The 14011-nt window shown below is 50.7% G+C and carries 9 protein-coding genes; 4 read left to right on the top strand and 5 right to left on the bottom strand.

Translation table 11 applies throughout. The annotated features are described in order from the left end of the window. Window positions 1–3 precede the first annotated feature (3 nt). A complete protein-coding gene (clpA, locus tag AC0IXI_RS16440; RefSeq protein WP_064517462.1) occupies window positions 4–2277 on the top strand; it encodes an ATP-dependent Clp protease ATP-binding subunit ClpA in 2274 nt (757 codons plus the stop codon). Between the two features lie 114 nt (window positions 2278–2391). Here clpA and infA read toward each other — a convergent pair whose 3' ends face one another. The 5 genes from infA to trxB all read right to left on the bottom strand — a co-directional run bounded on the left by infA (window position 2392) and on the right by trxB (window position 8367). Next, window positions 2392–2610 (bottom strand): translation initiation factor IF-1, encoded by a 219-nt coding sequence (gene infA / locus AC0IXI_RS16435; protein WP_002211347.1) that lies wholly within the window; start codon window positions 2608–2610, stop codon window positions 2392–2394. Between the two features lie 291 nt (window positions 2611–2901). Then, window positions 2902–3594 (bottom strand): leucyl/phenylalanyl-tRNA--protein transferase, encoded by a 693-nt coding sequence (gene aat, locus AC0IXI_RS16430; RefSeq protein WP_413497905.1) that lies wholly within the window; start codon window positions 3592–3594, stop codon window positions 2902–2904. 186 nt (window positions 3595–3780) lie between these two features. Then, the gene (cydC, locus tag AC0IXI_RS16425; protein ID WP_471682793.1) at window positions 3781–5502 is read right to left on the bottom strand and encodes a heme ABC transporter ATP-binding protein/permease CydC; all 1722 of its coding nucleotides are present in this window, start codon (window positions 5500–5502) and stop codon (window positions 3781–3783) included. After that, window positions 5502–7268 (bottom strand): heme ABC transporter permease/ATP-binding protein CydD, encoded by a 1767-nt coding sequence (gene cydD, locus AC0IXI_RS16420; RefSeq protein WP_413497903.1) that lies wholly within the window; start codon window positions 7266–7268, stop codon window positions 5502–5504. Before cydD ends, cydC begins: the two co-directional genes overlap by 1 nt. 130 nt (window positions 7269–7398) lie before the next feature. Beyond that, window positions 7399–8367 carry a thioredoxin-disulfide reductase gene (gene trxB / locus AC0IXI_RS16415; protein WP_064517474.1) on the bottom strand — a complete coding sequence of 323 codons (969 nt, stop codon included), beginning with the start codon at window positions 8365–8367 and terminating at the stop codon, window positions 7399–7401. 490 nt (window positions 8368–8857) lie between these two features. Here trxB and lrp point away from each other — a divergent pair, with 490 nt between their 5' ends. From lrp to lolA, 3 genes are all read left to right on the top strand, one after another. Beyond that, complete coding sequence (lrp, locus tag AC0IXI_RS16410) at window positions 8858–9352, top strand: leucine-responsive transcriptional regulator Lrp (RefSeq protein WP_000228469.1); 495 nt, start codon at window positions 8858–8860, stop codon at window positions 9350–9352. Window positions 9353–9473: 121 nt separating this feature from the next. Continuing rightward, window positions 9474–13235 (top strand): DNA translocase FtsK 4TM domain-containing protein, encoded by a 3762-nt coding sequence (locus AC0IXI_RS16405; protein ID WP_471682792.1) that lies wholly within the window; start codon window positions 9474–9476, stop codon window positions 13233–13235. Between the two features lie 163 nt (window positions 13236–13398). Further along, complete coding sequence (gene lolA, locus AC0IXI_RS16400; protein ID WP_064517684.1) at window positions 13399–14010, top strand: outer membrane lipoprotein periplasmic chaperone LolA; 612 nt, start codon at window positions 13399–13401, stop codon at window positions 14008–14010. Window position 14011: the final 1 nt, after the last annotated feature.

Here is a 14011-nt window from a genome sequence, read left to right as displayed (position 1 = left end):
CCTATGCTCAATCAAGAACTGGAACTCAGTTTAAACATGGCTTTCGCCAGAGCGCGCGAGCACCGACATGAGTTTATGACTGTCGAGCATCTGTTACTGGCTTTGCTCAGTAACCCATCGGCTCGTGAAGCGCTGGAAGCGTGTAGCGTAGATCTGGTGGCGCTGCGACAGGAACTCGAGGCCTTCATCGAACAAACCACACCGGTTCTGCCAGCCAGTGAAGAAGAGCGTGACACTCAACCTACGCTTAGCTTCCAGCGCGTGCTGCAACGTGCGGTGTTCCACGTCCAGTCTTCTGGTCGCAGTGAAGTGACTGGCGCAAACGTGCTGGTGGCTATCTTTAGCGAGCAGGAATCCCAGGCAGCGTACTTGCTGCGTAAACATGAAGTCAGCCGCCTTGATGTGGTGAACTTCATCTCTCACGGTACACGTAAAGACGAACCTAATCAGGCACCCGGTGCAGAAAATCCGGTCAATGAAGAGCAAGCAGGCGGGGAGGAACGTATGGAAAACTTCACCACCAATCTCAACCAGCTTGCACGCGTGGGAGGGATCGATCCGCTGATTGGTCGCGATAAAGAGCTAGAGCGCGCCATTCAGGTTCTGTGTCGTCGTCGTAAAAACAACCCGCTTTTAGTGGGTGAATCGGGTGTCGGTAAAACCGCGATTGCCGAAGGGCTTGCCTGGCGTATTGTGCAGGGCGATGTTCCGGAAGTGATTGCCGATTGCACCATTTACTCGCTGGATATCGGTTCGCTGCTGGCGGGCACAAAATACCGTGGTGACTTTGAAAAACGTTTCAAAGCGCTGCTTAAACAGCTTGAGCAGGATCAGAACAGCATCCTGTTTATTGATGAGATTCATACCATCATCGGTGCGGGTGCTGCATCGGGTGGGCAGGTTGACGCCGCAAACCTGATTAAGCCGCTGCTGTCGAGTGGCAAAATTCGTGTAATCGGTTCTACCACTTATCAGGAGTTCAGCAATATCTTCGAAAAAGACCGTGCTTTGGCGCGTCGCTTCCAGAAAATTGATATTACTGAGCCAAGCGTTGAAGAAACCGTTCAGATTATTAACGGCCTGAAACCGAAGTACGAAGCGCACCACGACGTGCGTTATACCGCAAAAGCGATTCGTGCCGCGGTGGAACTGGCGGTGAAATATATCAACGATCGTCATTTGCCAGATAAAGCCATTGACGTTATCGACGAAGCGGGTGCTCGCAGCCGCCTGATGCCGGTGAGCAAGCGTAAGAAAACGGTCAATGTTGCTGATATCGAAACCGTGGTCGCCCGTATTGCGCGTATTCCGGAGAAGAGTGTTTCAGCAAGCGATCGTGACACACTGCGAAGCCTTGATGATCGCCTGAAAATGCTGGTGTTTGGCCAGGATAAAGCCATTGAGGCGTTAACCGAAGCCATCAAAATGAGCCGTGCCGGTTTAGGGCATGATCATAAGCCAGTGGGTTCATTCCTGTTTGCCGGGCCTACGGGTGTCGGTAAAACCGAAGTGACCGTTCAGTTGGCGAAATCGCTGGGTATTGAGCTGCTGCGCTTTGATATGTCGGAATACATGGAACGTCATACGGTGAGCCGTTTGATTGGTGCACCTCCAGGATACGTTGGTTTCGACCAGGGCGGCCTGCTGACGGATGCGGTCATTAAACATCCTCACTCTGTGTTGTTGCTTGATGAAATCGAAAAAGCGCACCCGGATGTCTTTAACCTGTTATTGCAGGTGATGGATAACGGTACGCTGACCGATAACAACGGGCGTAAAGCGGATTTCCGTAACGTGATTCTGGTGATGACTACCAACGCCGGTGTGCGTGAAACCGAGCGTAAGTCTATTGGCCTGATTCGTCAGGACAACAGCACTGATGCAATGGAAGAGATCAAAAAGATCTTTACCCCGGAATTCCGTAACCGTCTGGACAACATTATTTGGTTCAACCATCTGTCTACCGATGTGATCCACCAGGTTGTCGACAAGTTTATTGTTGAGCTACAGGTGCAGTTGGATCAGAAAGGTGTCTCTCTGGAAGTGAGCCAGGAAGCGCGCGATTGGCTGGCAGAAAAAGGCTACGACCGTGCAATGGGCGCTCGTCCAATGACGCGTGTTATTCAGGACAACCTGAAAAAACCACTCGCTAACGAACTGTTATTTGGTTCACTGGTGGATGGGGGCCAGGTATCTGTGGCGCTGGATAAAGAGAATCAGAAACTGATTTATAATTTCCATAGTGCGCAGAAACATAAACCGGAAGCGGCTCATTAATTTATCCGTATGACGGAATAAAAAAAGGCCAGGTCATCGACCTGGCCTTTCTATTACTAATTTGTACTTAATTGTTCACGCCGCCTGTTGTTGCCGCAGCGCTAAATAAAACTATCAGCGACTACGGAAGACAATGCGGCCTTTGCTCAGGTCGTACGGGGTCAGCTCTACAGTGACTTTGTCACCCGTCAGGATGCGGATATAGTTTTTACGCATTTTACCGGAGATATGAGCGGTAACCACGTGCCCGTTTTCCAGCTCAACGCGGAACATGGTGTTAGGTAACGTATCAAGTACGGTACCCTGCATTTCAATATTGTCTTCTTTGGCCATCTAATCCTCGAGGGTATCACTACCATAGTTTTGAACCGGCAAGATAATGCCCAAGTTCACGTATCATGTAAAGAATTGTTGGTGAAATCACCAGCGAAAGTGCAATTTGCGCATTACCCAAAACCCACTCAAAAGCTGCACTAATGGCGCTTAGGATGAGGGCTGCGAAGAGATAAACGATGGGTTGTCCCTGTTAAAGCTAATCCCAAACGGCGGCGGGGTAATGAGCAGAGCTCACTCTGCGGGGCTAATTATAACACTCTTAACAGTAATGTGCCGTAAACATTATCGTTACGACAGGATTTGTGGCACCCAACAATAAGATGCAAGTTGTTGTGGACGAAATATGGACAGATGTTCCAGATATTCACGGCGAGGAATTTCAATTGCTCCTAGTGAAGCGGTATGGGCATTAAGTACCTGGCAATCTATAAGCTTGCCGCCATAACTTAGAAAGTGTTGGCAGAACACCAGCAGCGCCGTTTTTGATGCATTTTCCCGGCGACTGAACATTGACTCTCCACAAAACAGAGAGCCTTGCGCTACACCATATACTCCACCCACCAATTCTTTATCTTCCCAGACTTCTATCGAATGAGCATGGCCCAGTTCATGGAGTCGTTTATAGGCGTCGATGATTTCAGGTGTAATCCAGGTTCCTTCGTCACGATCGTCTGCGCACTCGGCGATAACACGCTCGAATGCGTGGTTTAGCGTTACGCGGTACGGGGCGTTGCGGTGGAAACGCTTCATGCTGCGACTCAGGTGAAACTGATCCGGGAAAAGTACCGCGCGCGGGTCTGGCGACCACCATAAAATAGGGTCGCCTGGTGAAAACCAGGGAAAGATGCCCCGCTGGTAAGCCATCAACAAACGAGCCGGGCTCAAATCGCCTCCGAGCGCCAGTAACCCATTAGGTTCACGCAACGCGCCTTCCGGTGAAGGGAAGGCGATTGAGTCACGGGAAAGCTGAATAAGGCGCATGACTTGTGAACTCCGCAGTACAGCAATAATTATTGATAATAGACTAAGTGCTCATCCCATTAGGGCTATTTAATTTGCCATTTTAAACCTGGGCAGTGCTCAGAATCCTCACGTACTTCGTATACGTTCCGGTTCCTGCACGCTGTGCAACAATAACGCCTATTGGGATGGCATTCATTACATAGCCTACAAACGCTGATGGAAATGATAATAACGCCCACCGCTGGCCATCAAATCCGGGTGATTACCTTGCTCAATAATTTGCCCGTTATCCATCACAATTATGCTGTCGAAATTGGCCAGCCCGCGCAGGCGATGCGTCACCATCAGCACGGTTTTTTCTTTAGTCACTTCAGTCAGCAAATCAAGTATCTGGCGTTCAGTTTCCGCATCTAAACCTTCGGTCGGCTCGTCGAGTAAAAACAGCGGGGCATCATGCAGCAAGGCTCGGGCAATCGCCAGACGGCGCAATTCACCACCTGATAACTGCCTGCCACCTTCGCCAAGCCAGCTATTAAGGCCCGCGTCGTCTAACAACTTCTCAAGACCTACACGCGTCAGGGCACGACTCAGTTGTTCATCGCTTGCCTGGGGGGCAGCGAGCAAAAGGTTGTCGCGCAGCGTGGCACTAAACAGATGGACACGCTGAGAGACGACGCTCGTAGCCGCACGCAAAGCCGTTTCATCAAACTGGCTTAACGCTTCGCCATTAAGATTGATCTCGCCTTGTTGAGGTTCCCATGCCCGGGTAAGCAACTGAAGCAGCGTTGATTTACCACAGCCTGTGCGCCCGAGAATCGCGACATGCTGTCCAGCCTCGATTCTGAGAGAAATGTCTCGCAACGCCATTTGAGACTGTTCAGGATAGGCAAAGCTAACGTTGTTAATATCCAAAGCTACGCTTTCAGGGATGGGCTGAGGTTGTTCGGTGAAAACGACTTCTGGTTTTTGACTGGTGATTTCAGTTACGCGTAACGCGGATGCGATAACCTGACCTAAATGTTGAAATGCTCCGGTCACCGGGGCCAGTGCCTCAAAGGCGGCCAGGGCACAGAACACAAACAACGCAATAAGCGCACCAGGTGTTGTATTTCCACCTACACCAGCCGCAGCCATCCACAGCATCAATATGACGGCAACACCGCTGATAAGCAGCATAACGGCCTGTGAAAGAGCTGTAAGCTCCGCCTGGCGGCGCTGTGCTTCTTGCCAACTGTCTTCAGTCGCTTCGAGTTGCTGGCGATAGCGCTGGGTAGCACCAAAAATGGTTAATTCTGCGTGGCCCTGTAGCCATGCTGTGAGTTGCTGACGGTATTGTCCACGTTGGACGGTAATCGCCTCACCGGTTGATTTTCCCGCGTAATAAAATAAGGGCGGTAATATGAGTAATGTCGCAAGCAAAACACCGCCGAGCGTTAGAGCTAACTGCACATCGAGGAAGCTCAAACCAAACGTGACAACGGCAATGACGACAAATGCACCGACCATCGGCGAAATCACGCGCAGGTAAAGGTGATCAAGGGTGTCGACATCCGCAACCAGGCGATTAAGCAATTCACCCTGACGAAAATGAGCAAGCCCAGCAGGGGAGAGCGGAAGCAGTTTGCTAAAAGTGGAAACGCGCAGATGCTGAAGCACGCGGAACGTCGCATCGTGGCTGACTAAGCGTTCAAAATAGCGCCCTGCGGTACGCGTAATTGCGCCACCACGCACACCCGCGGCAGGCAACATATAGTTAAAACTATAAATACCTGCAACGCCGACCACAGCCGACGCGGAGAGGAACCAGCCTGAAAGCGTAAGCAGCCCAATGCTTGCCAGCAGTGTGATAATCGCCAGCACCACGCCAAGTGTCAGTAGCCATTTATGACGGCAATAAAGCGCCAGATAGGGCAGTAAAGCGCGCATTAAATCTCCTCCTGGCGATGAGCCAGTAACGTAGCAAACGGGCCTTCCTGAGAGGCAAGCGTTGCGTAATTTCCTTGTTGCACGATACGCCCCTCACGCATCACCCACACCTCATCCCAGTCGCTGATGTAGTCCAATTGGTGCGTTACCATTAACGTCGTTTGCTGGCGGGAAGCGTCACTCAAAGCATCCATCACTCGCTGCTCGCTGTGAGCGTCCAGGCTTGCGGCTGGTTCATCCAGCAGTAACAATCCGCATGGCATCAGCAAGGCTCGTGCTACGGCAACACGTTGTGCCTGGCCGACCGATAAGCGCGCTGCGGCTTCGCCAAGTGGTGTATCAATACCTTGCGGTAACAACGGCAGGAATTCGCTGACAGAGGCTTTTTCCAGTGCGGTAGTTAATTGTTCAGAGCTCGCATCTGGAGCACTCAACAGCACGTTTTCACGGATGGTTAGAGCCGGAAGTTGTGGGTTTTGCCCAACCCAACTGAGTTGTTCGCGCCACCATTTAGGGTCAAGCTCTGAAAGCTCAACACCGTTGATTAGCAAGTGCCCTTGATAAGGTAAAAAACCAGATAACACATTGAGCAGTGAGCTTTTACCAGCACCACTTTGCCCAACCAAAACGACGCGTTGGTTGGCTGAAAGGGTGAAATTCAGAGGCCCTGCAAGAACTTTTTCTTCGGTTGACAGGATAACTAAATCACGCGCTTCAATGCAGATTGGCTCGTTGCAATTAAATTGCGCACTGCCTTTTTTACGTTCCTGCAATGGCGCATCGAGGAATGTCATCAGACTATCAGCTGCCCCCACGGCTTGTGCTTTAGCGTGATAGAAAGTGCCTAAGTCACGTAGCGGCTGGAAAAATTCAGGTGCCAGAATCAGTGCCAGGAAACCTGCAAACAGCGTCACGCCAGTACTGTAATGGCCAAAGTTCAGCTCGCCAAGATAGGAGAAACCAAAGTAAACCGCGACCACTGCAATAGACAGCGAGGCGAAAAACTCCAGCACGCCGGAGGAGAGGAACGCAAGGCGTAATACTTCCATTGTCCGCTGGCGGAAATCCTGCGAAGCAACGCGGATATTCTCTGTTTCTGCATGGCCTCGGTTAAACAAACGCAAGGTTTCCATGCCGCGAAGGCGGTCAAGGAAATGGCCACTAAGGCGAGCCAGCGCATGGAAGTTACGGCGGTTCGCATCAGCAGCGCCCATACCTACCATCGCCATAAACAACGGGATTAGCGGTGCGGTGCAGAGCAAAATCAATGCGGCGACCCAGTTAAATGGGAAAATTACGATTAAAATTAGTACCGGAACCATCACCGCAAGCGACATTTGCGGCAGGTAACGGGCGTAATAATCGTGCATATCTTCAATCTGTTCGAGAACCATCGTTGCCCAACTGCCGACAGGTTTACCCTGAATCCAGGCAGGCCCTGCTTCATGAACGCGATCGAGCACTTTACGGCGTATTTCCTGCCGAATGTGCAGCCCGGCATAGAAACCGACCTTTTCACGCAGCCATACGACCCAGGCTCGTAATACAAAAATCAGAATCAGGATAACGAACAACAGAAGCAAAGCTTCACGCGGTATGTTTTCCATAATCATATGCTGCAACATCCTGGCTAAAATCCAGGCCTGTGCAACGATCAACAGCCCACTGACCAAACCCAAAAAACGGGAAAGCCCCAGCCAGCGGCGCGAGATAATGCTTTGTGTTTTTAGCCAGCGGCTAAGTTCTTGTTGACGGGTTTTATTCATGGTTGCCAGTGCAGGTAAATGATGAATTATCAGGCAAAATTTGCGGGCAATGTTACAACGCAGGCAAAAGAAAGGCGACTTATTCAGTCGCCTTTACGTATCTTCAAACTGTCGCTATGGGTTACGAGAGTTACTTATTCTGTTCAGCGAGTCCGTCCAGGTAACGCTCAGCATCTAATGCAGCCATACATCCTGTGCCTGCAGAGGTAATTGCCTGGCGGTAGATATGGTCCATAACATCACCAGCTGCAAATACACCAGGGATGCTGGTTTGCGTGGCATTACCGTGGATACCGGACTGCACTTTGATGTAACCATTCTCCAACTCTAGCTGACCGTCAAAAATCCCAGTGTTCGGGCTGTGACCGATAGCAACAAACAGACCCGCAACTTCTAACTCTTCCGTCTGGTCAGTGTTATGCGCATCGCGCAGACGCAAACCACTAACACCCATTTGATCGCCAGTTACTTCATCCAGCGTGCGGTTAGTGTGAAGTACGATATTGCCGTTCTTCACCTTATCCATCAGTCGATTAATCAGGATTTTCTCAGCCCGGAAGCTGTCACGGCGGTGAATTAAATGCACTTCAGAGGCAATGTTTGCCAGATAAAGCGCTTCTTCAACTGCGGTGTTACCTCCACCGATGACCGCCACTTTTTGATTGCGATAGAAGAAACCATCACAGGTAGCACAGGCAGAAACACCACGGCCTTTAAATGCCTCTTCTGAAGGCAGACCCAGGTAACGTGCTGAGGCGCCGGTTGCGATGATCAATGCATCACAGGTGTATTCACCGCTGTCACCCGTCAGTCGGAATGGACGATTCTGAAGATCAACTTTAGAGATGTGATCAAACAGAATTTCGGTTTCAAATTTGGTTGCGTGCTCGTGCATGCGCTCCATCAGAGCTGGGCCAGTCAGGTCATTTGGATCACCCGGCCAGTTCTCGACTTCAGTCGTAGTGGTCAATTGGCCACCTTTTTCCATCCCGGTAATTAAAACGGGCTTGAGGTTGGCGCGCGCCGCGTAGACTGCTGCGGTGTAGCCCGCAGGGCCGGAGCCAAGAATTAGCAATTTACTGTGTTTAGCGGTGCCCATGAGATCCTCATTGTTCGTTGGCAGACAATCGAGGGATTGTAGGGAATTTGGCGGGGTAAAAAAAGGGTGCAGCGATTTTGTTAACTATATGTGCAATAGCTGTACTCAATCAGCCGTAGAACAATTCACTGAAAGCGCATAAAAATCCATCTGAACAGGGTAATTAGTCACGCAGGTAAAGTGATGAATAATCGTCAACTGCCCCGGATATATGGCACGTTCCACTAAATTTCGATGTTTTGCTTTGACAATCCGCTAAGCATTTGCGAAAACATTCGAGGAAGAAAAACATTTGGTATGAGAGCTGCAAAATAATCACGCATACCTGATGCAATTTTACCGGGTTATTGAAATCTACTCATGGCGTGGACAGACGCCATAAGTGATGTCGATGGCGGCCATTGGGCACCGGTCTTCTCACGTACACTCGGAACATTGACGTTGCCCGGGTTATGGCAGGTGAAGGAAGGAACACAGAGAGACAATAATAATGGTAGATAGTAAGAAGCGCCCTGGCAAAGATCTCGACCGCATCGATCGTAACATTCTAAACGAGCTGCAGAAGGATGGACGTATTTCCAACGTCGAGCTTTCGAAGCGAGTAGGGCTTTCACCGACTCCGTGCCTTGAGCGCGTGCGTCGCCTGGAACGACAGGGTTTCATTCAGGGCTACACAGCTCTGCTGAACCCGCATTATCTGGATGCATCACTTCTGGTTTTTGTTGAGATTACTCTGAATCGTGGCGCACCGGATGTGTTTGAGCAATTTAACGCCGCTGTTCAAAAACTTGAAGAAATTCAAGAATGTCATTTGGTATCCGGTGATTTCGACTACCTGTTGAAAACCCGCGTACCTGATATGTCAGCGTACCGCAAATTACTAGGCGAAACCTTGTTGCGACTGCCGGGTGTGAACGATACCCGTACCTATGTGGTCATGGAAGAGGTCAAACAGAGCAATCGTCTGGTTATTAAGACCCGTTAACACGGGCCAGGTGCAAAATCTGCGTATTTTGGTTACACTCCTGGTAATTCATACAGCAACAGTGCCGGGAATGCCCGGCACTGTTGCTCTCCATAGTTATTAAGGACCTGGAGAGTCTTACTTGAGCCAGGAATACACCGAAGAAAAAGAAGTTACATTGAGGAAACTCAGCAGCGGGCGTCGGGCATTAGAAGCCTTACTGCTCCTTGTTGCCATTTTTGCCGTCTATTTGATGGTGGCGTTGCTCAGTTTTAATCCTTCCGATCCCAGTTGGTCACAAACCGCATGGCATGAACCTATCCATAATTTAGGTGGGATGCCAGGTGCGTGGTTGGCCGATACACTGCTGTTTATTTTTGGCGTAATGGCCTACACCATCCCGGTTATCATTATCGGCGCGTGTTGGTTTACTTTCCGCAATCGGGATAACGAAGAGTTTATTGATTATTTTGCCGTTTCCTTACGCCTGATAGGCGTGTTGGCTATGGTTCTTACCGCCTGCGGCCTTGCTGCAATTAACGCCGATGATATTTGGTATTTTGCCTCCGGTGGGGTAATTGGTAGCTTGCTGAGTACAGCAATGATGCCATTGCTTAACAGCAGTGGCGGCACTATTGCACTGTTGTGCGTGTGGGCGGCAGGGTTAACGTTGTTTACTGGTTGGTCTTGGGTCGGGATCGCTGAGAAAATTGGTAGCGCGACTTTAAGCGTGCTGACGTTTGCCAGCAACCGCACTCGCCGGGATAACACCTGGCAGGACGATGATTACGACGACGAAGAAGAAAATGATGACGAACACGCGCCAGCAATAGAAAAGCGTGAGTCTCGTCGTGCGCGTATTTTGCGTGGCGCACTGGCCCGCAAGCAACGCATCTCAGAAAAATTCGCTAATCCAAACGCACGCAAAACAGATTCAGCGCTGTTTTCTGGTAAGCGTATGGATGATGCCGAGGATGATGTTCTCTTCTCGTCCAACAAAGCCACTCAGCCGGAAGATGACGTACTGTTCTCTGGTAATAAAGCAACGCTGCCGGAAAGCGATGAGTACGATCCGTTATTACACGGGCAGTCTATCGTTGCGCCAGTCGCTGCTGCGGCCGCTATGGCGAACCCAGCTTACGCCGCCCCGGTGATGCCGACAGGTACCGTATCTCCTGTTGCTACGCCTGCGCCGGAAGTAGTAGAGACTCCGGCTATTGCCTGGCAGCCAGCACCGACTACGGTAACACCTGAGCCTGTGCTTGCGCCGACACCTGAAAGTTATCAAGCGCCTCGCGCCGCGGAACAATACAGCCCTCAACAGGTGACCAGCCATTGGTCAGAGCCAGAAATGGTGCAGCCTGTTGTTGAACAAGCTCCGGTTCAGCCAATTTATTATGATCCAACCCCAGCGCAACCAATTGTTGAGCCTGAGCCGGTTGAAGAGATAAAACCGGCCGTTCGCCCGCCTCTCTATCATTTTGAAGAAGTCGAAGCGAAACGTGCTCGTGAGCGTGAACAACTAGCTGCCTGGTATCAACCGGTTAATGAGCCAAAACCTGATCCTTACGGTTATGACAGCTCTCCTGCTTTTGCCTCAACATCTGTAACCGATTCTTCACGCTTTGAAGTTCCGGGCATGCCTCAGGGTGTTCCAAGCGTAGTGCCTGAAGTTCCGGTAGTGGCTGCGCCATCTATGCCACAAGGTGTTAAAGACGCAGCGAAAGTTGCTGGTGTGGCTGCGGCCTTTAGTCCGGTGTTTAGCATAGCAAGCGATGCGCCGCGACCTCAGATTAAAGAGGGGATCGGCCCGCAGTTGCCGCGTCCAAATCGTGTGCGCGTACCGACTCGTCGCGAACTTGCTTCCTACGGTATCAAGTTGCCTTCTCAGCGTATGGCTGAAGAAGAAGCGCGTCGCCAGAATGGTATGGATATTGAAGAAGACTATGCTGACGATGCCGAAGAAATGGAACAGCATGAACTTGCTCGCCAGTTTGCAGCCCAGCAACAACAGCGTTACGGCGAAGAGTATGAAGACGACTCTTTGCAGCAAGGCGAAGATGAGGCTGAGCAGGTTGAATTAGCGCGCCAGTTCGCTGCACAACAGCAACAGCGTTATTCAGCACCCCAGCAGCAACCGAATCAACAACAGCCAAATAATGTTCCGTTCTCATTGGATGATTTTGATTTCTCGCCAATGAAAACGTTAGTCAACGATGGACCAAGTGAGCCATTGTTTACGCCGGGTCACGTTGAAGAACCGGTTCCTGTGCAGCAATCGCAAAATTGGCAGGCTGTTCCGCAGCCGCATGTCCAACAACAACCGACACCTGCACCCGTTACCGCCCCGTCATTCAAAGAGAGTTTGATCCATCCTTTCTTGATGCGTAATGGTGATGACCGTCCGTTGCAGCGCCCAACCACGCCGTTGCCATCTCTGGACTTGCTGACTTCGCCACCTGCGGAAATTGAGCCAGTAGATACCTTTGCTCTTGAGCAAATGGCGCGTCTGGTTGAAGCTCGTCTTGCGGATTATCGTATTAAAGCCGATGTGGTGGATTACTCTCCAGGTCCTGTAATCACGCGCTTTGAACTTGATTTAGCCCCGGGAGTTAAAGCTGCACGTATTTCTAACCTGTCTCGTGACCTGGCGCGTTCGTTGTCGACTGTCGCGGTGCGTGTTGTAGAGGTTATTCCGGGTAAACCATACGTGGGCCTGGAATTACCAAACAAAAAGCGCCAGACCGTTTACCTACGCGAAGTGCTCGATTGTGCCAAATTCCGTGAAAGTACTTCGCCGCTAACAGTGGTGTTGGGCAAAGACATCGGCGGCGAGCCGGTGATTGCCGATCTTGCAAAAATGCCTCACTTGCTGGTAGCTGGTACGACCGGTTCCGGTAAGTCCGTTGGCGTTAATGCCATGATCCTCAGCATGTTGTATAAAGCCACACCTGACGAAGTGCGCTTTATTATGATCGACCCGAAAATGCTTGAGTTGTCAGTGTATGAAGGCATTCCACATCTGTTAACTGAAGTCGTAACAGATATGAAAGATGCTGCCAATGCATTGCGCTGGAGCGTTAACGAAATGGAACGTCGTTACAAGCTGATGTCCGCGCTAGGCGTGCGAAATCTGGCGGGTTATAACGAACGCGTGCTGGAAGCTGAACGTATGGGTCGCCCAATCCCAGATCCATTCTGGAAGCCGGGCGACAGCATGGAAGTTTCTCATCCAATGCTTGAGAAACTGCCGTATATCGTCGTGCTGGTAGATGAGTTTGCCGACCTGATGATGACGGTCGGCAAGAAAGTGGAAGAGTTGATCGCTCGTTTGGCGCAGAAAGCGCGTGCTGCGGGTATTCACTTAGTGCTGGCTACTCAGCGCCCATCTGTAGACGTGATTACCGGCTTGATTAAGGCCAATATTCCTACGCGTGTGGCGTTTACCGTGTCGAGCAAAATTGACTCCCGCACTATTCTTGACCAGGCCGGTGCTGAGTCACTGCTGGGGATGGGCGATATGCTCTATTCCGGGCCAAACTCTACGTTGCCAGTGCGTGTGCATGGTGCGTTTGTTCGTGATCAGGAAGTGCATGCAGTTGTTCAGGACTGGAAAGCACGTGGCCGCCCACAATATATCACCGGTATTACTTCAGATACCGAAAGTGAAGGCGGTGCAGGTGGCGGTCTTGACGGTGATGAAGAACTCGACCCGTTATTTGATCAGGCTGTCGCGTTTGTGGTTGAAAAGCGTAAAGCCTCAATTTCTGGTGTTCAACGCCAGTTCCGCATTGGTTATAACCGTGCGGCGCGAATTGTTGAGCAGATGGAAGCGCAGGGTATCGTGAGTCCACAGGGGCATAATGGCAACCGCGAAGTGCTTGCGCCACCGCCATTTGAGTAACCCTGTGCAAAAGAGTCGTGATTGCGGCTCTTTTGCAAAGATGGGTAAATTACCGGAAAATCAGCTTATTCTTCTGTTGCTACAGAATGGCCCTCGAATAGAGTGGGCAGCAGAAATGCCACTGTGTATTCGTTTTGTGGTGCGTGTATTTAAAGGGATCATAATGAAAAAAATCGCTATTACTTGTGCTTTGTTGACCGCTCTTACCGCAACCGCTGCCTGGGCTGATGCCGCAGGCGACCTGAAAACGCGTCTGGATAAGGTCAGCAGCTTCCACGCCAGCTTCACGCAGAAAGTGACCGATGGTAGTGGCGCGGCTGTTCAGGAAGGCCAGGGGGATTTGTGGGTTAAACGTCCAAACCTTTTTAACTGGCACATGACTCAACCTGATGAAAGTATTCTGGTCTCTGACGGCAAAACATTGTGGTTCTACAACCCGTTTGTTGAGCAAGTCAGTGCGACCTGGCTGAAAGATGCCACCGGTAATACACCGTTTATGTTGATTGCGCGCAACCAGAGCAGTGACTGGCAGCAATACAACATTAAACAAAGCGGTGATGATTTTGTACTGACTCCAAAAACCAGCGCCGGCAATCTCAAGCAATTCACTATTAATGTCGGAAGCGATGGCACTATCCATCAATTCAGCGCGATTGAGCAAGACGATCAACGCAGCAGCTATGCGCTGAAAACCCAGCAAAATGGTGCGGTTGATATGAGCAAGTTTACGTTTACCCCGCCTGCTGGCGTGACGGTGGACGACCAACGTAAGTAGA

This window comes from Buttiauxella sp. AC038 (genome assembly GCF_979253565.1).
Note: the sequence above shows the minus strand (reverse complement) of the source record. Positions and strands in the feature narration are given on the sequence as shown.

Bases quoted from the DNA above. Each gene is read 5' to 3' on its own strand.
- clpA (WP_064517462.1), top strand. From the start codon at position 4: ATGCTCAATCAAGAACTGGAACTCAGTTTAAACATGGCTTTCGCCAGA.
- infA (WP_002211347.1), bottom strand. From the start codon at position 2,610: ATGGCCAAAGAAGACAATATTGAAATGCAGGGTACCGTACTTGATACG.
- aat (WP_413497905.1), bottom strand. From the start codon at position 3,594: ATGCGCCTTATTCAGCTTTCCCGTGACTCAATCGCCTTCCCTTCACCG.
- cydC (WP_471682793.1), bottom strand. From the start codon at position 5,502: ATGCGCGCTTTACTGCCCTATCTGGCGCTTTATTGCCGTCATAAATGG.
- cydD (WP_413497903.1), bottom strand. From the start codon at position 7,268: ATGAATAAAACCCGTCAACAAGAACTTAGCCGCTGGCTAAAAACACAA.
- trxB (WP_064517474.1), bottom strand. From the start codon at position 8,367: ATGGGCACCGCTAAACACAGTAAATTGCTAATTCTTGGCTCCGGCCCT.
- lrp (WP_000228469.1), top strand. From the start codon at position 8,858: ATGGTAGATAGTAAGAAGCGCCCTGGCAAAGATCTCGACCGCATCGAT.
- lolA (WP_064517684.1), top strand. From the start codon at position 13,399: ATGAAAAAAATCGCTATTACTTGTGCTTTGTTGACCGCTCTTACCGCA.